Consider the following 21,701-nt stretch of genomic DNA (forward strand, 5'->3'; position numbering starts at 1 on the left):
GGGAGCGGCGCTCAGTCCTCGCTCGCGGCCGGCCGCTCGACCCGTCGACGCATCTCGGGGAAGGGCGAGGGCTCGAAGCCGAAGTTCTCGTAGATGTCCCGCCCCGCCTCGGTGGCGTTGAGCGTGATGACCTCGACGTCGGTCTCCTCCTCGAACCACTCGAGCAGCGCCCCGAGGACGGCGTGGGTGAAGCCCAGCCGACGGTGGCGGGGGAAGGTCGCGATGTTGGTGACCAGGCCCCCTGCGCCGGCGCGGGTCGGGGAGGGCATGAGGTCGAGGACCTGGCCGATGGCGCACGAGACGACCGTGCCGTTGGCCTCGGCGACGACGACGTGGGTGCTCCCGTCGGCGAGGCGACGCTGTAGCCAGCGGGAGGAGTCCTGCTGCCACCGGATGTCGGACACCTCCTCGGTGGAGGTGCCCATGGCCTCGAACATCAGGGCCCGCAGCGCCACGATCGTCGCGATGTCCCCGACGACCGCCGGGCGGATCACCGAGCCCTCGACGGGGCCGGGGGTGGACCCCCTTCGTCGATCGCGTGCGGGGCGACGGGGCAGGCGGGGGCGGGGTGGAGCCATGGGCCCATCCTGCCAGCGAGGCGACGGGCGGCCAGCGGGAACATCCGCGCCCACCCCCGTGTTTTGACCACCGTGCCACCACTGCGGCACAATTCATGGTTGGTCCGGTTCACGGCACGCGGCACAGAGCCCGCAGCTGTTCGGCCCCGAGCAGGGGCGCAGCGTCGACCCGGATGACATCGACCCGAGGAGCACCACGTGAAGAAGGACATCCACCCCACCTACGAGATGACGACCGTCTCGTGCACCTGCGGCAACACCTTCACCACCCGCAGCACCAAGGGCGACGGCCAGATCCGTGCCGAGGTCTGCAGCCAGTGCCACCCGTTCTACACGGGCAAGCAGAAGATCATGGACACCGGTGGTCGCGTGGCCCGCTTCCAGAAGCGCTACGGCCAGAAGGCTCCGGCCAACTGACCCGCACGATGCGCCGGCCAACCCCTCGGGGGTGGCCGGCGCATTCGTGTCCCCACCTGCTGTCCCACCCGTGACCCGCCAGGAGGCACCGTGCTCGAGTCCGTCGAGGCACTGATCGCCGAGCACGCCGAGCTCGAGCGCTCGCTCGCCGACCCCGCGGTCATCGGTGACCCCGACCGGCTGCGCACCGTCAACCGCCGCTACGCGGAGCTCACGCCGGTCGTGACCGCTCAGCACGAGCTCGACCTGGCGACCGGGGACCTCGAGGCGGCGCGCGAGCTGGCCGCCGAGGACGCGGCCTTCGCCGTGGAGGTCCCGGCCCTGGAGGAGACGGTCACCGCCCTCGAGGACCGGCTGCGCCGGCTGCTCGTCCCCCGCGACCCCGACGACGACCGCGACGTGATCCTCGAGATCAAGGCGGGCGAAGGGGGAGAGGAGTCGGCCCTCTTCGCCGGCGACCTGCTGCGCATGTACCTGCGGCACGCGGAGAAGCGCGGGTGGAAGACCCAGATCCTCGACTCCACCGACTCCGACCTCGGTGGGTACAAGGACGTGCGCGTCGCGATCAGCGCCAAGGGCGCGGTCGAGCCGGGCAGCGCCCCGTGGGCCCGCCTCAAGTACGAAGGGGGAGTCCACCGCGTCCAGCGCGTCCCCGTCACCGAGAGCCAGGGCCGCATCCACACGTCCGCGGCGGGCGTGTGGGTCATGCCGGAGGTCGAGGAGGCGACCGACACGGACCTCCTGCACCCCAACGACCTGAAGATCGACGTCTACCGCAGCTCCGGCCCGGGCGGCCAGTCGGTCAACACGACCGACTCGGCCGTGCGGATCACCCACCTGCCGACCGGCACGGTCGTCAGCTGCCAGAACGAGAAGTCCCAGCTGCAGAACAAGGAGTCGGCGATGCGCGTCCTGCGCGCCCGGCTGCACCAGATGGCGATGGACGAGGCGGCCGCCGAGGCCAAGGAGGCGCGCGCCTCGCAGGTGCGCACCGTCGACCGGTCCGAGCGGATCCGCACGTACAACTTCCCGGAGAACCGGATCAGCGACCACCGGACCGGCTTCAAGGCCAACCGTCTCGACGCCGTCCTCGACGGCGACCTCGACGCCGTCGTCGACTCCGCCGTGCAGGCCGACGAGGACGCGCAGCTGGCGGCCCTCGCGGGGGACGGGGAGTGACGCTGCGCGGTGAGGTGGACCTGGCGGTCGCCTCGCTGGCGGAGGCGGGTGTCCCCTCGCCGCGCACCGACGCCCTGCTCCTCGCCGCCCACGCCCTCGGCTGCGACCGGGGTGAGGTGGAGCGCCGCCTGCTCATGGGGTGGGAGCCGGACGAGGGCTTCCTCCAGCGCTTCGGCGGCCTCGTCGAGGAGCGCGCCACCCGGCTGCCGCTGCAGCACCTCACCGGCACCGCCCCCTTCCGCCGCCTGGAGCTGCACGTCGGGCCGGGCGTCTTCGTCCCGCGACCCGAGACCGAGCAGGCCGTCGACCACGTGCTCGCGGCGCTCGTCGGGCTCGACGCCCCTCTCGTCGTCGACCTGTGCACCGGCTCGGGCGCGCTCGCGCTGGCCGTCGCCGACGAGGCGCCGACCGCGTCGGTGACCGCCGTCGAGGTGAGCGACCTCGCGCTGGCCTGGGCCGCGCGCAACATCGAGTCGACCGGCCTGCCGGTGGAGCTCGTCGCCGCCGATGCCACCGCCGACCCGGTCGGCGTCCCCGGGCTCGCGGACCTCGTCGGTCGGGTCGACGTGGTCGTGAGCAACCCTCCGTACATCCCGACGGGCATGGTGCCGCTCGAGCCGGAGGTCGCCGAGCACGACCCCGACATCGCGCTCTACGGGGGCAGCGAGGACGGTCTCGCGATCCCGCTGGCGGTCGCTGCCGCCGCTGCGCGGCTGCTGCGCCCCGGCGGGCTGCTCGTCATGGAGCACGCGGACAGCCAGGGGCGGTCGCTGCCGCGTGCGCTCGCGGCCACCGGTGCCTGGCTCGACGCGGTCGACCACGCCGACCTCGCCGGTCGGCCGCGCACGACGACGGCCCGGCGGGCCTGAGCGCCCCGGGCACGACGACGGGGCCCGGCCGGTCGGCCGAGCCCCGTCGTGTCCCGAGGGCTGTCAGAGGATGTAGATGAGCAGGGCGATGATCAGCAGCACGCCGACGATCGTCCAGATGAGACTGGATCCACGCATGTGTTCCTCCTTGTCGTGACGGGGTACATCAGGCGCCAACATACCCAGCCCGTGGCCCGGACATGCGTGAACGGGCGGGAGCAGTGTCCGGCCGCGTCATAGGGTGGACCCATGAGTCCTGTCGTCGATGCCACCACCGCCGACCGCGAAGGGAGCATCGCCACCTGCGTCGATGCCGTCCGCCGGGGCGAGGTCGTCGTCATCCCCACCGACACGGTCTACGGGATCGGGGCGGACGCCTTCGACCCGGCGGCCGTCGCGAGCGTCCTCGCGGCGAAGGGGAGGGGCCGGGACATGCCGCCGCCCGTCCTCGTGCCCGACGTGCGCACGCTCGACGGGCTCGCCCGCGCCGTGCCCGAGTGGGCCCGCCGGCTCGTCGACGAGCTGTGGCCCGGACCGCTGACCCTCGTCCTGTGGGCGCAGCCCTCCCTCCACTGGGACCTCGGCGAGACCGCCGGCACCGTCGCGCTGCGCATGCCGCACGACGAGATCGCCCTCGAGGTGCTGCGCGAGACCGGCCCCCTGGCCGTGACGAGCGCCAACCGCACCGGCGAGCCCGCCGCGACGACCGTCACCGAGGCCGCCGTCCAGCTCGGCCCCGCCGTGAGCGTCTACCTCGACGGCGGACCGCGGGCCACCCAGCAGGCCTCGACGATCATCGACTGCACCGGCGAGCACCCCGTCGTGCTGCGCGACGGCGCGGTCGACCGCGCCCGCCTCGAGGCGCTCCTCGGGCCAGGCTTCGACACCCCGGACCTCGTCGACCCGGCCGACCCGGCCGACCCGCAGGAGTGGGAGGATCTCCCTTCGGACGCCACGTCCACACCCGGACCCAGCACAGACACACCCCACACGGAGGCCCCGCGATGACCGACGACACCTTCTACGGCTCCGACTTCGGCGCCCTGAGCGCCTTCGACCCGGAGATCGCCGCCGTGCTCACCGGCGAGCTCGACCGCATCCGCGGTGGTCTGCAGCTCATCGCCAGCGAGAACATCTCCTCGCCCGAGGTGCTCACCCCGCTCGGCTCGACGCTGAGCAACAAGTACGCCGAGGGCTATCCCGGACGTCGGTACTACGGCGGGTGCTCCGAGGTCGACAAGGCGGAGAACCTCGCGATCGAGCGCGCCAAGAGCCTCCTCGACGCCGAGCACGCCAATGTCCAGGCGCACTCCGGGGCCAGCGCCAACCAGGCCGTCTACGGCGCCTTCCTGCAGCCGGGGGAGAAGATCCTCGCGATGTCGCTGCCGCACGGTGGCCACCTCACCCACGGCACCAAGGTCTCCTTCTCCGGCAAGTGGTTCGACGCCGTCCACTACGGGGTCCACCCCGAGACCGAGGACGTCGACTACGACGAGATGGAGCGCCTGGCCAAGGAGCACCGCCCCAAGGTCATCTGCTCCGGCGGGTCCGCGATCCCGCGCCTGATCGACTTCGAGCGCATCCGCGCCATCTGCGACGAGGTCGGCGCGATCATGTGGGTCGACGCCGCGCACTTCATCGGTCTCGTCGCCGGCAAGGCGATCCCGAGCCCGGTGCCGTACGCCGACGTCGTCACCTTCACGACGCACAAGGTGCTGCGCGGCCCCCGCTCCGGCGCGCTCGTGTGCAAGGAGGAGCACGCCAAGGCGCTCGACAAGGCGATCTTCCCGATGATGCAGGGCGGGCCGCAGATGCACACGATCGCGGCCAAGGCCGTGAACTTCAAGGAGTGCGCGACCCCCGAGTACCAGCAGTACGCCCGCGACGTCATCGCCAACTCCAAGGTGCTGGCCGAGGAGCTCCTGCAGCGCGGCATCCGCCCGACGACCGGCGGCACGGACACGCACCTCGCGCTGCTCGACCTCCAGGGCGTCGGCGTCACCGGCGTCGACGCCGAGGCCCGCTGCGACGCGGCCGGCATCACGCTCAACAAGAACGCCATCCCCAACGACCCGCAGAAGCCGTCGATCGCCTCGGGCATCCGCGTCGGCACGCCCTGCGTCACGACGCAGGGCATGGGCACCGACGAGATGGTCAAGATCGCCGAGCTCATCCACACCGCCGTGACGACCGGCGACGCGGACCCCGAGCACGAGGTCTCGCGCGAGGTCCGTGCGCAGGTGACCGACCTGGTCACCCGCTTCCCGGCCTACCCTCGCTGATCCGATCCGCGTCGGACGGGACGGAGGCGACGGGTGAGGGAGTACGTCTACGTCTTCCTCGTCGCCCTCGTCACGACGTACCTGCTCGTCCCGCTCATGCGGACCCTGGCGGCCCGCGTCGGTGCCTTCACCGAGGTCCGCGAGCGGGACGTGCACGTCGTGCCGATCCCGAGGCTCGGCGGCGTGGCGATGTTCCTCGGCTACGCAGCCGCGACCCTCGTGGCGTGGCGGATGCCCTTCCTGCGGCAGGTCTTCGAATCGGGTGAGCTGCTCGGCATCCTCCTGGGCGCCGGTGTCGTCTGCCTCGTCGGCGCGATCGACGACGTGCGCGAGCTCGACGCCCTGACCAAGCTCGCCGGACAGCTCGTGGCGGCGGCGATCATCGCCTTCTCCGGCGTGCAGTTCTTCTCGCTGCCGCTCGGCGTCGTCACCGTGCTGCCCGCACCGCTGCTCGTGCTCATGACGATCTTCATCGTCATCCTGTGCATCAACGCGGTGAACTTCATCGACGGGCTCGACGGGCTCGCCGCCGGCCTGGTGGCCATCGCGGCGGTGGCCTTCTTCATCTACAGCTACCTGATCTCCGCGAGCTACGCCCCGCCCAACGTCTTCTCCTCGGCGACCTTCGTCTCGGCGGCGCTCGCCGGGGCCTGCCTCGGCTTCCTCCCGCACAACGTCTTCCCCGCGCGCCTGTTCATGGGCGACTCCGGGGCGCTGACGCTCGGGCTGCTCCTCGCGGCCGCGACGATCCTCAACGTCGGGCAGATCGACCCCGCGCAGGTGAGCCGCAACCGGCTGGCCGCGACGATCCTGCCGCTGCTCATCCCGATCTCGATCATGCTGCTGCCGCTGCTCGACGTCGTGTGGGCCGTCGCGCGCCGCACCGCGCGCGGCCAGCGCCCGTGGCACGCGGACAGCCAGCACCTGCACCACCGCATGCTCCAGATCGGTCACGGCCACCGCCGCGCGGTGCTCCTGCTGTGGCTGTGGGCCCTCGTGGTCGCGATGGGCTCGGTGAGCTTCGTCTTCGTGCCGCCGCTGCTCGCCGCAGCCGGGGGAGTGGTCATGCTCGCCGTCGCAGCCGGCCTGACGGCGTGGCTCCCGAAGTTCTCCGCGCCGGGCCACCGGCCCAAGGAGTTCGACAGCCGCGGACGGCGTCTGGACGCCTGAGCAGCCGGTCGATTGTCGGCATCCGGGGCGCTTGTGTAAACTTTCACAAGCGCCCACGGACCGTTCGGTCCGACCCGTCGAGCACCTCGTGCTCCCGTCCCGAAGTGAGCCGATGCCGACGACTCCCCGCAGCCCCGTGCAGGGCATGCGTCGTGGTGTCCTCGTCTCCGGAGTCGTCGGGACCGCGCTGACCGTGCTCGTCGCCGCCATCGCGAAGGGGGTCGACGGCGCCCTGAGCGCGCTCGCCGGATCGCTCCTCGCCTTCTTCGTCGTCCTCACGGGGTTGCTGGCGATCACGCTCATCGTCGCCGGTGACGTGGGCACCTCCACGGCCGGGGCCGGGGTCGTCTACCTCGGGCAGCTGATCATCCTCGTCGCCGCGATCGCCGTGCTGCGCGAGATGCCCTGGCTCGACGGGCGCACCGCCGCACTCTCGGCCGTCGCCGCGACCGTCGTCCTCCAGGTCGGCGTCGTCGCGGGCTACGTCCGCGGCCGCCACCTGATCCACCCGTCCGGAGCCGGCGCATGAGCGCGCTCGCCCGACGGCCGAAGGGGGAGACCCCCCGACTCGTGACCAAGGCGCTCCCGAGCGTCGAGGAGTCCGCGGCCCAGACCGCGCGCTACCGGCATGACCCGACCGCGCCCCATCCCGTCGCAGCGTCGGACGCGATGGCGGCGACGGTGCTCGCACACCTGATCACCGGGCCCATCCTGTACGGCGCCATCGGCTGGCTGCTCGACCGATGGCTGGGGACCTCGTTCCTCGTCGTCATCGGAGTCCTCGGCGGCATGGCCCTGTCCCTGTACGTGATCTGGCTCCGGTACGGTACGTCCCAGGCACCCCACCCCGACAGCGTCACGACGTCGCTTGATGGTGCCCAGCCACACAACGAGGAGAACCAGTGATCCTGACTGCGCCCGCGCTGCCTGCTGCCGGTGGAGGAGAGGGCTTCGAGTCCCCCACGCCGGAGATCTTCTGGCAGCCGCTCTTCGAGGTCGGCGGCATTGTCGTCACCAACCAGATGGCGTGGGCCGCCATCGTCACCGCGGTCGTCTCGATCGTCCTGGTCGTGCTGAGCCGCAAGGCCGCGGTCGTCCCGAGCAAGGGCCAGTGGCTCCTCGAGGGCTTCTACAACTTCCCGCGCAACAGCGTGGCCCGCGACATGATCGGGACCAAGGAGTTCCGTCGGTTCGTGCCGCTCATCGTCACCCTCTTCACGATGGTGCTCTTCTACAACCTGATGGGCATCTTCCCCTTCGCGATGAACCCGGTCACGGGCAAGATCGGGTTCCCGATCGCCCTCGTCGCCGTCGTCTACGTGGTCTACCACTGGATCGGCTTCCAGAAGATGGGCTTCATCGGGTACTTCAAGCACATGATCCCGCCGGGCCTGCCGGGCTGGATCGTGCCGGTCGTCTTCCTGCTCGAGCTGATCACCTACTTCGTCACCCGCCCGCTGACGCTGGCCCTGCGACTCTTCGGCAACATGTTCGCCGGTCACATGGTGATCTTCCTGTTCGTCTCGGCCGGTGCCTACTTCCTGCTCGACGGCGGCGCCCTGCTGAAGCTGCTCTCCCTGCCGACCTTCCTCATGGCCGGCGTCATGGTCCTCTTCGAGGCCCTGGTCCAGTTCCTCCAGGCCTTCGTCTTCGTCCTGCTGACCTCCAGCTACATCGCAGGCGCCCTGGCCGACGACCACTGAGTCGGCCGCACGCACGTACAACTGAACATCGACCCAGCACTTCCTCAGGACACAAGTCCCGGGGTCTCACGAAACACACGAAAGAGGAATCATCGTGGAAGGCAACCTTTCGCTCGTTGGCTACGGCCTGTCCGCCATCGGCCCGGCCATCGCCGTCGGTCTGATCTTCGCCGCCTACATCAACGGTGTGGCTCGCCAGCCCGAGGCCCGTGGCCTCCTGCAGCCGATCGCGATCCTCGGCTTCGCCCTCGCCGAGGCCCTCGCCATCTTCGGTCTGGTGCTCTTCTTCCTCTGAGCCTGCCGGCAACGGCCATCCGTCATCGGCACCAGTAACTAGGAGTACCCGTGCACATCACCGCAACCGCCTCGTCGGTCGTGGGTCTCGCCGCGGCCACGGGGGAGAGCATGCCGCTCATCCCGCACATCCCGGAGCTCGTCTTCGGTCTCGTCATGTTCGCGATCCTCTACTTCGTCGTCGCGAAGTACGTCGTGCCGAACATCGAGAAGGCCTACGCCGAGCGCCACGCCGCGATCGAGGGTGGCATCGCCCAGGCCGAGAACGCCCAGGCCGAGGCCGAGGCCGCCAAGGCCCAGTACGAGGCCCAGCTCGCCGAGGCTCGTGCCGAGGCTGCCAAGATCCGCGAGGACGCCCGCGCCGAGGGCGCGGCCATCGTCGCGGAGATGCGTGGCCAGGCGCAGGAGGAAGCCACCCGGATCACCGACTCGGCGCACAAGCAGATCGAGGCGGAGCGTCAGCAGGCGGCTGTCTCGCTGCGCGGTGAGGTGGGTCGTCTCTCGACCGACCTGGCCGGTCGCATCGTCGGCCAGGAGCTCCAGGACTCCTCGAGCCGTCAGGGCCTCATCGACCGGTTCCTCGCGGAGCTGGAGTCGGGTCAGGTCCAGCCGGAGAAGGTCGGTTCGTCGGGGCGTGACGCCTGATGCGAGGCTCTTCCCGCGCCGCCGTCCTCGAGGGACGCGCGTCCTTCGAGACGGCGCTGACGTCCGGGGACCCGGCCGTCATGGCGGACGAGCTCTTCGCCGTGGCGGAGCTGCTCGACGGCAACCCGACCCTGCGTCGCAGCGCCGCCGACCCCTCCCGCGAGGGCAAGGACAAGTCCGACCTCATCACCCGGCTGCTCCACGGCAAGGTGTCCAACGAGACCGTGGCGGTCGCCTCGGTGCTCGTCGGGCAGCGCTGGGCGCAGGAGCGCGACCTCACCGACACCATCGAGCGGTTCGCCGTCGAGTCCCTCCTCAAGGGGGCCGAGGACGGCGGGGCGATCGACCAGGTCGAGGACGAGCTCTTCCGCTTCGAGCGGGTCGTGGCCGGCAACCCTGAGCTGCGCGACGCGCTGGCCAACCGTCTGGGTGACCCCGCCGGCAAGGCCGAGCTCGTCGGTGGCCTGCTGCAGGGCAAGGCGCGACCCGAGACGATCCGGCTGGCCCGACAGTCGGTGCTCGCACCGCGCGGTCGTCGCTTCGACCGGGCGATCGAGAGCTACCTCGACGTGGCGGCCGACCGTCGGCAGCAGCTGACCGCCGTCGTCACCACCGCCGTCGACCTCACGGACGAGCAGCGCACCCGCCTCGCGGGCGCCCTGCAGCAGATCTACAGCAAGCCCGTGCTGCTGCAGGTCGTCCTCGACGAGGAGGTCATCGGCGGGATCCGCGTCCAGATCGGCGACGAGGTCGTCGACGGGACCGTCCTGCGACGCCTCGACGAGGCCAAGCGCCACCTGGCCGGCTGAGCCGTGCTCACCCACTTCATGCAGACCACCCACTCGGCCGTCACCGCGGCCGGCAACGAGGAGAAGACATCATGACGGAGCTTTCGATCCGTCCGGAGGAGATCCGGGACGCCCTGGATGGCTACGTCCGGTCGTACAACCCGGGCGCGGCCTCCCGCGAAGAGGTCGGTCGCGTGACCGACGCCGGTGACGGCATCGCGCACGTCGAGGGACTCCCTTCGGCCATGACCAACGAGCTGCTGGAGTTCGAGGACGGCACCCTCGGCCTCGCGCTCAACCTCGACGTCCACGAGATCGGTGTCGTCGTCCTCGGCGACTTCTCCAAGATCGAGGAGGGGCAGGAGGTCAAGCGCACCGGCGAGGTCCTCTCCGTCCCCGTGGGTGACAACTTCCTCGGCCGCGTCGTCAACCCGCTCGGCCAGCCGATCGACGGCCTGGGCGACATCGAGACCACCGAGCGCCGCGCGCTCGAGCTGCAGGCCCCGAGCGTCGTCGACCGCAAGTCGGTCCACGAGCCGCTCCAGACCGGCCTGAAGTCGGTCGACGCCATGACCCCGATCGGCCGTGGCCAGCGTCAGCTGATCATCGGTGACCGCCAGACCGGCAAGACCACGGTCGCGGTCGACACGATCATCAACCAGAAGCAGTTCTGGGAGACCGGCGACCCGCAGAAGCAGGTCCGCTGCATCTACGTCGCCATCGGCCAGAAGGGCTCGACGATCGCGTCCGTCAAGGGCACGCTCGAGGAGGCCGGCGCCATGGAGTACACGACGATCGTCGCGGCTCCCGCCTCCGACGCCGCGGGCTTCAAGTACCTCGCCCCCTTCACCGGCTCGGCCATCGGCCAGCACTGGATGTACCAGGGCAAGCACGTCCTCATCGTCTTCGACGACCTGAGCAAGCAGGCCGAGGCCTACCGCTCGATGTCGTTGCTGCTCCGCCGCCCGCCGGGCCGCGAGGCCTACCCGGGTGACGTCTTCTACCTGCACTCGCGCATGCTCGAGCGCTGCGCCAAGCTCTCCGACGAGCTGGGCGCCGGCTCGATGACCGGTCTGCCGATCATCGAGACCAAGGCCGGTGACGTCTCGGCGTACATCCCGACCAACGTCATCTCGATCACCGACGGTCAGATCTACCTGCAGGCCGACCTGTTCAACTCCGACGTCCGTCCGGCCATCGACGTGGGTGTCTCCGTCTCCCGCGTCGGCTCGGCCGCGCAGACCAAGGCGATGAAGTCGGTCTCCGGTCGACTCAAGCTGGACCTCGCGCAGTACCGCTCGCTCGAGGCCTTCGCGATGTTCGCGTCGGACCTGGACCCGGCGTCCAAGCAGCAGCTGGCGCGAGGTGCTCGCCTCGTCGAGGTCCTGAAGCAGAAGCAGGCCGACCCGTACCCCGTCCCGGAGCAGGTCGTCGCGATCTGGGCCGGCACGACCGGTGAGCTCGACCCGATCGCCGTCGAGGACGTCAAGCGCTTCGAGGCCGAGTTCCTCGACCACCTGCGTCGCAACAAGCAGGACCTGCTCGACGGCATCCAGGAGACCGGCAAGTTCGAGGACTCCACGATCTCAGCGCTCGAGACCGAGATCGCCTCCTTCCGCGACACCTTCGTCCCCTCCAACCAGGACAACGTCCCGGTCGGCAGCGCGGAGGAGTCCGGTGAGGACGCGCAGGAGTCCGAGCAGGTCCAGATCGTCAAGCAGAAGCGCTGAGCACCACCGGTCGGGCGCCCTCATCGGCGCCCGACCGGGGCAGCACCACCCCACGGCCACCGGCCGTGAGCCGACCACAGACCACAGGAGAGGCGGAAGCACATGGGAGCGCAGATCCGGGAGTACCGGCAGCGCATCCGGTCCGTCAGTGCGACCAAGAAGATCACGCGTGCCATGGAGCTCATGGCGGCCTCGCGTGTCGTCAAGGCCCAGCAGGCCGTGCGTGAGTCCACGCCGTACGCCCGCGCGCTGACGCGCGCGGCCTCGGCCGTCGCCACGTACTCGGACGAGGACCACCCCCTGACCACCGAGCCGGAGGACGTCAAGCGCGCGGCGCTCGTCGTCATCGCGGCTGACCGTGGGCTCGCCGGCGGGTACAACTCGAACGTCCTCAAGGAGGGGGAGCGTGTCGCTGCCGCCCTCCGCGACGAGGGCAAGGAGGTCGTGCCCTACCTCGTCGGTCGTCGGGCCGTCTCCTTCTACTCCTTCCGCAAGCGTGAGTACGCGGCCGAGTGGACGGGCAGCTCCGAGAAGCCGACCTTCGACAACGCCCGCGAGATCGGCGAGCGGCTCGTGGCCGACTTCGTCCGGGACACGCAGGACGGGGGCGTGGACGAGGTGCACATCGTCTTCACCCGCTTCATCTCGATGGTGGCCCAGGAGGCCGAGGTCATCCGGCTGCTGCCGCTCGAGGTCGTCGAGGGCGTCGAGGATCCGGGTGAGGAGTCCGAGCTCTACCCGCTCTACGAGTTCGAGCCGAACCCCGAGGAGCTGCTCGACACGCTGCTGCCGCGCTACGTCAACGCGCGCATCTTCAACTGCCTCCTCCAGGCGGCGGCCTCCGAGCTCGCGGCTCGTCAGCGCGCGATGAAGTCGGCGACCGACAACGCCGAGGAGCTCATCAAGAAGTACACCCGGCTGGCCAACCAGGCCCGCCAGGCCGAGATCACCCAGGAAATCTCCGAGATCGTCGGCGGCGCCAGCGCCCTCGCCGATTCCAAGTGAGAAGGTAGAGAGAACCCATGACTGCCACCGTCACCGAAGAGAACACCACCACTGCAGGCGGGGTCGGGCGCATCTCGCGCGTCATCGGCCCGGTCGTCGATGTCGAGTTCGGCGTCGACACCATGCCTGAGCAGTACAACCTGCTCACCACCGAGGTCACCCTCGACGACAACACCCGCACGCTGAACCTCGAGGTCGCCCAGCACATCGGCGACAACATGGTCCGCGCCATCTCGCTGCAGCCCACCGACGGCCTCGTCCGCGGTGCCGCGGTCCAGGACACCGGTGGCCCGATCACCGTCCCGGTCGGCGACGTCACCCTCGGCAAGGTCTTCAACGCGACCGGTGCCTGCCTCAACCTCGCGGAGGGCGAGACCCTCGACATCACCGAGCGCTGGGGCATCCACCGCCAGGCCCCCGCCTTCGACCAGCTCGAGTCCAAGACCGAGATGTTCGAGACGGGCATCAAGGTCATCGACCTCCTGACGCCCTACGTCCTCGGAGGCAAGATCGGCCTCTTCGGTGGCGCCGGCGTCGGCAAGACCGTGCTCATCCAGGAGATGATCGCGCGTGTGGCCCGCAACCACGGTGGTGTCTCCGTCTTCGCCGGTGTCGGCGAGCGCACCCGTGAGGGCAACGACCTCATGGTCGAGATGGAGGAGGCCGGGGTCCTCGGCCAGACCGCCCTGGTGTTCGGCCAGATGGACGAGCCGCCGGGCACGCGTCTGCGGGTGGCGCTGTCTGCTCTGACGATGGCGGAGTACTTCCGCGACGTGCAGAAGCAGGACGTGCTGCTCTTCATCGACAACATCTTCCGCTTCACCCAGGCCGGCTCCGAGGTCTCCACGCTGCTGGGCCGCATGCCCTCCGCCGTGGGGTACCAGCCGACCCTCGCCGACGAGATGGGCACCCTCCAGGAGCGCATCACCTCCACGCGTGGTCACTCCATCACCTCGATGCAGGCCATCTACGTCCCCGCCGACGACTACACCGACCCGGCCCCGGCGACGACCTTCGCCCACCTCGACGCGACGACCGAGCTCAACCGTGAGATCGCGTCGATGGGCATCTACCCGGCCGTGGACCCGCTCACCTCGACGAGCCGGATCCTCGACCGCCGCTACATCGCGGAGGACCACTACACCACCGCGGTGCGCGTCAAGCAGATCCTCCAGAAGAACAAGGAGCTGCAGGACATCATCGCGATCCTCGGTATCGACGAGCTGTCCGAGGAGGACAAGATCCTCGTCAACCGCGCGCGTCGCATCCAGCGGTTCCTCTCGCAGAACACCTACGTCGCCAAGCAGTTCACCGGCATCGAGGGCTCGACCGTGTCCCTGCCGGACACCATCGAGGCCTTCACCAAGATCTGCGACGGCGAGTACGACCACGTCGCCGAGCAGGCCTTCTTCATGTGCGGTGGCCTCGACGACGTCGAGCGCCAGTGGGCGGAGATCCAGAAGAACCTCTGACCCGACCCACGGTCGACGTGACGGCCGCCCCCCTTCGTTCCTGGCGAAGGGAGGCGGCCGTCCGCTGTCCCGGACCCGGTCCGGCACGGGTGCCGCGGGCACCTACACTGGCCGCATGACGACCCCCGGTGAGCAGTTCGACCAGCCCGGCCCCGGCGGCCCCCCGTACCCGGGGCCCCCCGCCCCGCAGGGTCCGCCCGCGCCGCCCCAGGGCTACCAGCCGCCGGCGCCCGGGTACACCCCGCAGCCGCAGCTCGGTGCGGGCCCCGCCGGTCGCTACCACCTCAACGTCATGGGGCAGGAGTACGGCCCGTACGGCCTCCAGGAGCTGCTCGGCATGGCGCTGGGCGGCCAGCTCAAGGGCGACTCCCCGGTGCGGGCCGAGGGCCAGCAGAGCTGGTTCCCGGCCTCGCAGGTCCCGGGCCTGTTCTCGAGCCGCGAGTGGATGACCACCCTGCTGCTGTCGATCTTCGTCGGCGGTTTCGGCGTGGACCGCTTCTACCTCGGCCAGACCGGCCTCGGCGTGCTCAAGCTCGTCACCTGCGGTGGCATGGGCATCTGGTCGCTCATCGACATCATCCTCGTCGTCATGCGCAAGCTGCCCGACGTGGACGGCCGGCCGCTGCGATGACCCACCCGGTGAGCCCGGCAGGCCGGACCGTGTACCTCTCGAAGGGGGTCCGCGTCACCGAGCGCATGATCGTGCCCGTCCTCGCGGCGATCAGTTTCGTCGGGCTCGTCGTGGCGCGGGTCTGGCCGGTGCCGTCCGTCGACGGCGGCCAGCCGACGTGCATCCTGCGGATCCTCACCGGCATGCCGTGCCCCGGGTGCGGCATGACCCGCTCGTGGGTGCACCTCGCGCACGGTGACGTCGCGACCGCCTTCGAGTACAACCTCTTCGGGCCGATCGGGATGGCGGCGGCCGCGGGCCTCGTCGTCTACACGGCCGTCTCCCTCGTGCGACGACGACCACCCCAACGGCTGCTCGACCAGCTCAACCCCCGCTTCCTCATGGTGCTCGTCGGCGTGTGGCTCGCCTACTCCGCGGTGCGCATCGTGAGCCTGTCCCTGGGCCAGGACTACTTCGCCCTCGTCGTCGCCTGACGCGGCGTCGGACCATCTCCCACCGCGGGCTAGGATGAACCCCTCAGCCGCACCGACACGAAGGACCCCCCACGTGAGCTCCCTCAACGTTGAACTCGTCGCCGCGGACCGCAAGGTCTGGTCCGGTGAGGCCACCATGGTGCGTGCGCGCAGCACCGAGGGCGAGATCGGCATCATGCCCGGCCACACCCCCCTGCTGGGTGTGCTCGTGGAGGGCGACGTCGTCATCCACACCGAGGGTGGCGACCAGACCGCGACCGTCGACGGTGGTTTCCTCTCGGTCGACCACGACAACGTGACGATCGTCGCCGAGACCGTCCAGGCCCCGGCCAAGGCCTGACCCTGTGACGGCCCTGCAGGTGGTGGAGGTCCTCCTCCTCGCAGGGTGTCTCGTCGTCGCGCTGTGGCTGGTCCTCCTCTGGCTGCGGCGACGCTCCATCGCCGCGCACGGACCCGTGAGCCCGTGCGCCATCCGCCTGCCCGAGTCGCACCGCTGGCGGCTCGGTCTGCTGCGCATGGGGTCCGTGGACCTCGAGTGGTTCAGCGTCGGCGGCCTCACGACGACCCCCACCATGGCCTGGGTCCGGGAGGGCCTGGAGATCTCCACGCCCGACTCCGACGTGGTCTCCGTGCCCGGTCTCGTCGACGCCGTCTCGGTGACGCTCACCGGGCCCGACGGCCGACCGCTGGTCCACCTCGCCCTCGAGCAGAAGATCTACCCGGCGGTGCGCTCCTGGCTGGAGTCGGCGCCCCCGGGACGGGGCGTCAACGTCACCTGACCGGTCGCTCCTCGCGGCCGCCGCCCGGCTGCCACAGGACGTCGCCGCCGATCGGCAGGTTGGCCACGCGGGCGAGGATGAAGAGCAGGTCGGACAGTCGGTTGAGGTAGGTCGCCGTGAGCGGGTTGACGCCGCCGCTCCCGCGCTCCTGCGCCGTATCGGTGCCGTACTGCTCGATCGCCGCCCAGGCCGAGCGCTCGGCACGGCGCACGACGGTCGTCGCGTGGTGCAGGTGGGCCGAGCCCGCCGTGCCGCCGGGGAGGATGAAGGAGCGCAGCTTGTCCACGCGTGCCAGGTAGGTGTCGCAGTCGGCCTCGAGCTCGTCGATCCAGACCTGCTTGACCCGCAGCGGGGGGTACTCCGGCGCCTCCTGCAGCGGCGTCGACAGGTCGGCGCCGAGGTCGAAGAGGTCGTTCTGCACCCGCGTCAGCGTCGTGACGACCTCCTCCTCGAGACCGCCGGTCGCGACCGCGACCCCGATGACGGCGTTCGCCTCGTTGGCGTCGGCGTAGGCCTGCAGACGCGGGTCGGTCTTGCTGGTGCGACTGAAGTCCCCGAGCGCGGTCGTGCCGCCGTCGCCGGTGCGGGTGTAGATCTTCGTCAGGTTCACCATGGGCCCATCGTGGCAGACCCCCGTGACCGGCGAACGGGGAGCGCCTGACCAGACGCTGGTGTGCGCGTGATCACATCGTTGCCCGAGGGTGCAACCCCCGTCGTGGGTCGCGCGTCACACTGGGTGCACGGTCTCAGCAGGGGAAGGCAGGTGCCGTGATGAGCGCAATGGTCGCGCTGACGCCAGTGGGTGGCGAGGGCAGCACCCGGGTCCGGGTCGTCGTGCCCTTCGACCTGCGCCACAGCGCGGATCTGCGGCAGGGCTTCGTCGAGGCGATCCGGGCCGGGCGGGACCCGATCGTCGTCGACCTCGCCGGGTCGACCGTCGTCGACCAGGTGGGCTTCGCGACGCTCCTGGGTGCGCACGCCCGCGCCGCCCGGGCCGGACGCCGGCTGCGCTTCGCCAACGCCGACGAGCGGACCGAGCGTCTGCTGCGCCGGGCCGGGCTCGTCCGGCTCCTCCACGACGTGCCCGCGCCGCGGGTCGCCGTCCGCCGCCGCGCCGCCGTCTGACCTCCCCTTCGTCCCCGGCCGGCTGCGGCCACCCGGTGTGGCGTCATTCACCGTCGCCGGGCCTGTGGTGAGCCGCGGGGCGCGGGTACCTTGCCCTCATGGCCGACCGCACTGATGCCCCGACCCCTGCCGCCGAGGCTGCTCGCCCCGAGCGCGACCGCCCCTGGGTGATGCGCACCTACGCCGGGCACTCCAGTGCCGCGGCGTCCAACGAGCTCTACCGCCGCAACCTCGCCAAGGGCCAGACCGGGCTGTCGGTCGCCTTCGACCTGCCGACGCAGACGGGCTACGACCCCGACCACGTGCTCAGCCGCGGTGAGGTCGGCAAGGTCGGCGTGCCGATCAGCCACATCGGTGACATGCGCCGCCTCTTCGACCAGATCCCGCTCGGCGAGATGAACACGTCGATGACGATCAACGCGGTCGCGATGTACATGCTCGCGATGTACCAGGTCGCCGCCGAGGAGCAGGCCGAGGCGGCGGGTCAGGACCCCGCCGAGGTCCGGGCGCGCCTGGCCGGCACGACGCAGAACGACATCATCAAGGAGTACCTGAGCCGCGGGACGTACGTCTTCCCGCCCGGCCCCTCGATGCGCCTGATCACCGACATGGTGACGTACACCGTCGGCGAGATCCCCAGATGGAACCCGATCAACATCTGCAGCTACCACCTGCAGGAGGCCGGGGCCACCCCCGTGCAGGAGATCGCCTACTCGATGTCGACCGCCCTCGCGGTGCTCGACGCCGTGCGCGAGTCGGGCCGCGTGCCCGAGGACGAGTTCGGCACGGTCGTCGCCCGCATCTCCTTCTTCGTCAACGCCGGCGTGCGCTTCGTCGAGGAGATGTGCAAGATGCGCGCCTTCGTCCAGCTGTGGGACGAGATCACCCGCGAGCGCTACGGCGTCACCGACGCCAAGCAGCGCCGCTTCCGCTACGGCGTCCAGGTCAACTCCCTGGGCCTGACGGAGGCGCAGCCGGAGAACAACGTCCAGCGCATCGTCCTCGAGATGCTCGCGGTCACGCTGAGCAAGGACGCGCGCGCCCGGGCCGTGCAGCTGCCGGCGTGGAACGAGGCCCTCGGCCTGCCGCGTCCGTGGGACCAGCAGTGGGCGCTGCGCCTGCAGCAGGTCCTCGCCTTCGAGTCAGACCTGCTCGAGTACGACGACCTCTTCGCCGGCTCGCCCGTCGTCGAGGCCAAGGTCACGGAGCTCGTGACCGGGGCCAAGGCCGAGATCGAGCGCATCCAGGCGATGGGGGGCGCTGTGCCGGCCGTCGAGTCGGGCTACATGAAGTCCGCCCTCGTCGCGAGCCACTCGCTGCGCCGCCAGCGGATCGAGGCCGGCGAGGACATCGTCGTGGGCGTCAACAAGTTCGAGACCACCGAGCCCAACCCGCTGACCGCCGACCTCGACACCGCGATCCAGACCGTCGACGCCGACGTCGAGGCCAAGGCCATCGAGGCCGTGCGTGCCTGGCGTGCCGAGCGCGACGCCGACCCGCAGCAGGCCGAGGCAGCCAAGGCGGCGCTCGCCACCCTGCAGGAGACCGCGAGGACGAGCGACAACCTCATGGAGGCCTCGCTCGACTGCGCCCGGGCCGGGGTGACGGTCGGGGAGTGGGCCCAGGCCCTGCGCGAGGTCTTCGGCGAGTTCCGTGCTCCCACCGGCGTCTCGGGCTCCGTGGGGATCGCCGACGCCGGGTCCACCGACCTGCTCGCCGTGCGCGACCGCGTACGTGCCACGAGCGAGGAGCTCGGCGAGCAGCTGCGCGTCCTCGTCGGCAAGCCCGGCCTCGACGGTCACTCCAACGGGGCCGAGCAGATCGCCGTGCGGGCGCGCGACGCGGGCTTCGAGGTCGTCTACCAGGGCATCCGCCTCACCCCCGAGCAGATCGTGTCCGCGGCCGTGGCCGAGGACGTCGACCTGGTCGGGGTCTCGATCCTCTCCGGCTCGCACATGGAGCTCGTCCCCGACGTGCTCGAGGGCCTGCGGGCCGAGGGCGCCGGGGACATCCCCGTGGTCGTCGGCGGGATCATCCCCGAGTCGGACGCGGCGAGGCTGCGCGAGCTGGGCGTCGCGGCCGTCTTCACCCCCAAGGACTTCGGCCTCAACGAGATCATGGGTCGCTTCCTCGACATCATCCGAGAGAGTCGCGGCCTGTCGGCCGTGCAGGCCGAGGACGCGACCTCGCAGGTCTAGCCTTCGAGGTATGTCCTTGCACTGCCCGGCGACACTCCTCGTCACCGCACCGCCCACGGACGAAGGGGGTCTGGCCCACCTCGTCGGGGCGCTGCGCGGCGTGGGGATCCTCGCCGTCGTCACGGGGTCGGAGGACGGCGTCGGTGCGCGCCTGGCCGACGCGCTGGACGTGCCGCTCGAGGTCGACGCGGCCCTCTCGGGCGCCGAGGGCGACCCGCTGGCCGGGGTCGCCGACCTGCACCGCGGCGAGACCGTGGCCGTGCTCCTGCCGTCCGCCGCACAGGGGGTGGAGCGGCTCGAGCTCGGCGACTAGAAGAGGCGATGCATGCTCGTGTCGATGCCCTTGAGCTCGTCGTAGTCGAGGGTGACGCAGCGGATGCCTCGGTCCTCGGCGAGGGTGCGGGCCTGCGGCCTGATGACCTGGGCGGCGAAGACCCCCGTGACCGGGCGCAGCGCGGGGTCGCGGTTCATCAGCTCGAGGTAGCGGGTCAGCTGCTCGACACCGTCGATCTCGCCGCGGCGCTTGATCTCGATGGCGACGGAGACCCCCTTCGCGTCCCTGGCGAGGATGTCGACGGGACCGATCGCCGTCATGTACTCGCGACGCACGAGCGTGTAGCCGTCGCCGAGGGTCTGGATGTGCTCGGCGAGCAGCCGCTGCAGATGGGCCTCGACGCCGTCCTTGACCAGGCCGGGGTCGAGGCCCAGCTCGTGCGCCGAGTCGTGGTGCACCTCGTGCAGCCTGACCCGCAGCCGGTCCTCGGTCTTGGCGTGCTGGACGTTCCAGACGGCGGTCACCCCCTCTGTGGCCTCGGTCTCGTCCGGCTCGACCTCCGCCATCGAGCACGGGGGAGCCATCCAGTTCAGCGGCTTGTAGGAGCCGCCGTCGCTGTGGACGAGCACCGACCCGTCCGCCTTGACGATGAGCAGACGGGTCGCCAGGGGCAGGTGGGCGTTGAGCCGCCCCTCGTAGTCGACGCTGCAGGTCGCAATCACCACTCGCACGGCGACGACCCTACGCGCACAAGGTTTCCCCTGTGCGGACCGTCACGCCGCGCGCCCCTGTCCCGGGGTCACCACGGCTGCGATAGTGCCACTCATGTCAGACTCCCGCGCTCTTGCAGACGCCCTGGTCTTCCCGTACCTGAACCACGCCGCCTCGATGTTCGAGGAGCAGTACGCCTCCCGTGAGGACGTCGACAACGGCATGCGCTTCGGTTGCGGCCTGCCCGCCGGCCCCCTCGCGGTCCTCGACGAGATCGGTCTCGAGACCGTCCGGGACGCACTCGCCGCGCGCTTCGCCGAGAGCGGGGACCCGCGCCACCGGCCGGACCCTGCCATCGAGCGGCTGATCGCCGAGGGGCGCACGGGCAAGGCGGCCGGCAAGGGCTTCTACACCTACGACGGGGACGAGGTCGTCGCCGACGAGCTCACCCCCTCCCAGGTCGGCCAGGGGGCGGCTCGCCCGGTCAAGACCGTCGGCGTCGTCGGCTCCGGCACGATGGCCAGCGGCATCGTCGAGGTCTTCGCGGTGAACGGGTTCCCCGTCACCTACGTGGCCCGCACCGGCGACAAGGTCGACGCGGTGCGCGCGCAGATCGCCAAGAACCTGGCCCGTCAGGTCGACAAGGGTCGGATCGACCAGGGTCAGGCGGACGCCGTCCTCGGCCGCCTCACCGGCGCGACCGAGCGCGAGGCCCTCGGTGACGTCGACATCGTGGTCGAGGCGATCGCCGAGGAGATCGGCATCAAGAATCAACTGTTCGCCGACCTGGACCGCATCTGCAAGCCGGGTGCCGTCCTGGCGACGACCACCTCGTCGCTGTCCATCGCCGACCTCGCCGCGCAGACCAGGCGTCCGCAGGACGTCGTCGGGATGCACTTCTTCAACCCGGCCCCGGTCATGAAGCTGGTCGAGGTCATCAACCACGCGACGACCGGCCAGGACGTGCTCGACACCGTCCAGGACCTGTGCCGCAGCACCCGCAAGGTCGCCGTCAGCTGCGCCGACCGCTCCGGCTTCATCGTCAACGCGCTGCTCTTCCCGTACCTCAACGACGCCATCAGGGCGCACGAGGAGGGTGCCGAGCTCGACGCCGTCGACGGGGCGATCACCGAGCACTACGGCTACCCGATGGGCCCCTTCGCGCTCCTCGACGTCGTCGGCAACGACGTGGCCCTGGCCATCGAGGAGGAGCTGCTCGCCGAGTTCGAGCACGAGTCGCTCACCCCGGCCCCGCTCCTGCGCGAGCTCGTCGGCGCCGGCAAGCTCGGCCGCAAGACCGGTGAGGGCTTCCGCACGTACTGAGCCCGAGCACACGAGGTCGTCCTGGTGCATCTGGTGGCGGATCCAGCCACTGCGT

26 protein-coding genes are annotated in these 21,701 nt (G+C 70.6%); 23 read left to right on the forward strand and 3 right to left on the reverse strand.

All coding sequences use genetic code 11. From position 1 onward, the window contains the following. Window positions 1-11: 11 nt before the first annotated feature. Complete coding sequence (locus tag ABC138_RS00065; protein ID WP_082817056.1) at window positions 12-578, reverse strand: GNAT family N-acetyltransferase; 567 nt, start codon at window positions 576-578, stop codon at window positions 12-14. Window positions 579-776: 198 nt separating this feature from the next. Between ABC138_RS00065 and rpmE the strand changes: the two genes are divergently transcribed. The 19 genes from rpmE (at window position 777) to ABC138_RS00160 (ending at window position 16,015) form a co-directional block, all read left to right on the forward strand. After that, window positions 777-995, forward strand: a complete 219-nt coding sequence (gene rpmE, locus ABC138_RS00070; RefSeq protein WP_068325290.1) for a 50S ribosomal protein L31 — start codon at window positions 777-779, stop codon at window positions 993-995. Window positions 996-1,085: 90 nt separating this feature from the next. After that, window positions 1,086-2,174, forward strand: coding sequence for a peptide chain release factor 1 (prfA, locus tag ABC138_RS00075; RefSeq protein WP_068325288.1), 1,089 nt, complete (start codon window positions 1,086-1,088; stop codon window positions 2,172-2,174). Further along, a complete protein-coding gene (prmC, locus tag ABC138_RS00080; protein ID WP_068325286.1) occupies window positions 2,171-3,043 on the forward strand; it encodes a peptide chain release factor N(5)-glutamine methyltransferase in 873 nt (290 codons plus the stop codon). Before prfA ends, prmC begins: the two co-directional genes overlap by 4 nt. Window positions 3,044-3,292: 249 nt before the next feature. Further along, window positions 3,293-4,051: an L-threonylcarbamoyladenylate synthase gene (locus ABC138_RS00085; RefSeq protein ID WP_345912388.1), complete on the forward strand. Its 759-nt coding sequence runs from the start codon at window positions 3,293-3,295 to the stop codon at window positions 4,049-4,051. Further along, entirely contained in the window at window positions 4,048-5,325 is a 1,278-nt protein-coding gene (glyA, locus tag ABC138_RS00090; RefSeq protein ID WP_068325282.1) for a serine hydroxymethyltransferase, read from the forward strand. The genes ABC138_RS00085 and glyA overlap by 4 nt, the downstream gene beginning before the upstream one ends. A 33-nt stretch (window positions 5,326-5,358) precedes the next feature. Further along, window positions 5,359-6,495 (forward strand): MraY family glycosyltransferase, encoded by a 1,137-nt coding sequence (locus ABC138_RS00095; protein WP_068422598.1) that lies wholly within the window; start codon window positions 5,359-5,361, stop codon window positions 6,493-6,495. A 112-nt stretch (window positions 6,496-6,607) separates the two neighbouring features. Then, a complete protein-coding gene (locus ABC138_RS00100) occupies window positions 6,608-7,024 on the forward strand; it encodes a hypothetical protein (protein WP_170307492.1) in 417 nt (138 codons plus the stop codon). Further along, window positions 7,021-7,401 carry an AtpZ/AtpI family protein gene (locus ABC138_RS00105; protein WP_068325276.1) on the forward strand — a complete coding sequence of 127 codons (381 nt, stop codon included), beginning with the start codon at window positions 7,021-7,023 and terminating at the stop codon, window positions 7,399-7,401. Before ABC138_RS00100 ends, ABC138_RS00105 begins: the two co-directional genes overlap by 4 nt. Next, a complete protein-coding gene (atpB, locus tag ABC138_RS00110) occupies window positions 7,398-8,198 on the forward strand; it encodes a F0F1 ATP synthase subunit A (protein WP_068325274.1) in 801 nt (266 codons plus the stop codon). The genes ABC138_RS00105 and atpB overlap by 4 nt, the downstream gene beginning before the upstream one ends. A gap of 88 nt (window positions 8,199-8,286) precedes the next feature. Next, window positions 8,287-8,493, forward strand: coding sequence for an ATP synthase F0 subunit C (locus tag ABC138_RS00115; RefSeq protein ID WP_211596790.1), 207 nt, complete (start codon window positions 8,287-8,289; stop codon window positions 8,491-8,493). Window positions 8,494-8,543: 50 nt separating this feature from the next. Then, window positions 8,544-9,137: a F0F1 ATP synthase subunit B gene (locus ABC138_RS00120; RefSeq protein WP_082817055.1), complete on the forward strand. Its 594-nt coding sequence runs from the start codon at window positions 8,544-8,546 to the stop codon at window positions 9,135-9,137. After that, the gene (locus tag ABC138_RS00125; RefSeq protein ID WP_345912389.1) at window positions 9,137-9,946 is read left to right on the forward strand and encodes a F0F1 ATP synthase subunit delta; all 810 of its coding nucleotides are present in this window, start codon (window positions 9,137-9,139) and stop codon (window positions 9,944-9,946) included. The genes ABC138_RS00120 and ABC138_RS00125 overlap by 1 nt, the downstream gene beginning before the upstream one ends. A gap of 71 nt (window positions 9,947-10,017) precedes the next feature. Further along, window positions 10,018-11,655, forward strand: coding sequence for a F0F1 ATP synthase subunit alpha (gene atpA, locus ABC138_RS00130; protein ID WP_068422589.1), 1,638 nt, complete (start codon window positions 10,018-10,020; stop codon window positions 11,653-11,655). A gap of 102 nt (window positions 11,656-11,757) precedes the next feature. Next, entirely contained in the window at window positions 11,758-12,660 is a 903-nt protein-coding gene (locus ABC138_RS00135) for a F0F1 ATP synthase subunit gamma (RefSeq protein ID WP_068422586.1), read from the forward strand. 17 nt (window positions 12,661-12,677) lie between these two features. Further along, window positions 12,678-14,132, forward strand: coding sequence for a F0F1 ATP synthase subunit beta (atpD, locus tag ABC138_RS00140; RefSeq protein ID WP_068422583.1), 1,455 nt, complete (start codon window positions 12,678-12,680; stop codon window positions 14,130-14,132). Window positions 14,133-14,247: 115 nt separating this feature from the next. After that, entirely contained in the window at window positions 14,248-14,763 is a 516-nt protein-coding gene (locus ABC138_RS00145) for an NINE protein (protein ID WP_345912390.1), read from the forward strand. Between the two features lie 8 nt (window positions 14,764-14,771). Beyond that, complete coding sequence (locus ABC138_RS00150; protein ID WP_338538475.1) at window positions 14,772-15,236, forward strand: DUF2752 domain-containing protein; 465 nt, start codon at window positions 14,772-14,774, stop codon at window positions 15,234-15,236. A 73-nt stretch (window positions 15,237-15,309) separates the two neighbouring features. Next, window positions 15,310-15,576: a F0F1 ATP synthase subunit epsilon gene (locus tag ABC138_RS00155; protein ID WP_068325264.1), complete on the forward strand. Its 267-nt coding sequence runs from the start codon at window positions 15,310-15,312 to the stop codon at window positions 15,574-15,576. 4 nt (window positions 15,577-15,580) lie between these two features. Beyond that, entirely contained in the window at window positions 15,581-16,015 is a 435-nt protein-coding gene (locus ABC138_RS00160) for a DUF2550 family protein (RefSeq protein ID WP_338538474.1), read from the forward strand. On the opposite strand, the gene ABC138_RS00165 is transcribed toward ABC138_RS00160, so the two are convergent. Then, window positions 16,008-16,628, reverse strand: a complete 621-nt coding sequence (locus ABC138_RS00165; RefSeq protein ID WP_068422573.1) for a cob(I)yrinic acid a,c-diamide adenosyltransferase — start codon at window positions 16,626-16,628, stop codon at window positions 16,008-16,010. The genes ABC138_RS00160 and ABC138_RS00165 overlap by 8 nt on opposite strands. Window positions 16,629-16,786: 158 nt before the next feature. On the opposite strand from ABC138_RS00165, the gene ABC138_RS00170 reads away from it, so the two are divergent. The 3 genes from ABC138_RS00170 (at window position 16,787) to ABC138_RS00180 (ending at window position 19,651) form a co-directional block, all read left to right on the forward strand. Further along, entirely contained in the window at window positions 16,787-17,140 is a 354-nt protein-coding gene (locus tag ABC138_RS00170) for an STAS domain-containing protein (protein WP_082817053.1), read from the forward strand. 98 nt (window positions 17,141-17,238) lie between these two features. Next, window positions 17,239-19,338 carry a protein meaA gene (locus ABC138_RS00175; RefSeq protein WP_345912391.1) on the forward strand — a complete coding sequence of 700 codons (2,100 nt, stop codon included), beginning with the start codon at window positions 17,239-17,241 and terminating at the stop codon, window positions 19,336-19,338. 10 nt (window positions 19,339-19,348) lie between these two features. Next, complete coding sequence (locus ABC138_RS00180) at window positions 19,349-19,651, forward strand: hypothetical protein (RefSeq protein WP_338538472.1); 303 nt, start codon at window positions 19,349-19,351, stop codon at window positions 19,649-19,651. Here ABC138_RS00180 and nucS read toward each other — a convergent pair. Next, on the reverse strand, window positions 19,648-20,343 hold the full coding sequence (gene nucS / locus ABC138_RS00185) for an endonuclease NucS (protein WP_068325259.1): 696 nt from the start codon (window positions 20,341-20,343) through the stop codon (window positions 19,648-19,650). The genes ABC138_RS00180 and nucS overlap by 4 nt on opposite strands. A 94-nt stretch (window positions 20,344-20,437) precedes the next feature. Between nucS and ABC138_RS00190 the strand changes: the two genes are divergently transcribed. Beyond that, window positions 20,438-21,646 carry a 3-hydroxyacyl-CoA dehydrogenase NAD-binding domain-containing protein gene (locus ABC138_RS00190; RefSeq protein ID WP_068422564.1) on the forward strand — a complete coding sequence of 403 codons (1,209 nt, stop codon included), beginning with the start codon at window positions 20,438-20,440 and terminating at the stop codon, window positions 21,644-21,646. Window positions 21,647-21,701 lie beyond the last annotated feature (55 nt).

This window comes from Janibacter sp. LM, assembly GCF_039631275.1.
GTDB classification, from domain to species: Bacteria; Actinomycetota; Actinomycetes; order Actinomycetales; family Dermatophilaceae; genus Janibacter; species Janibacter terrae.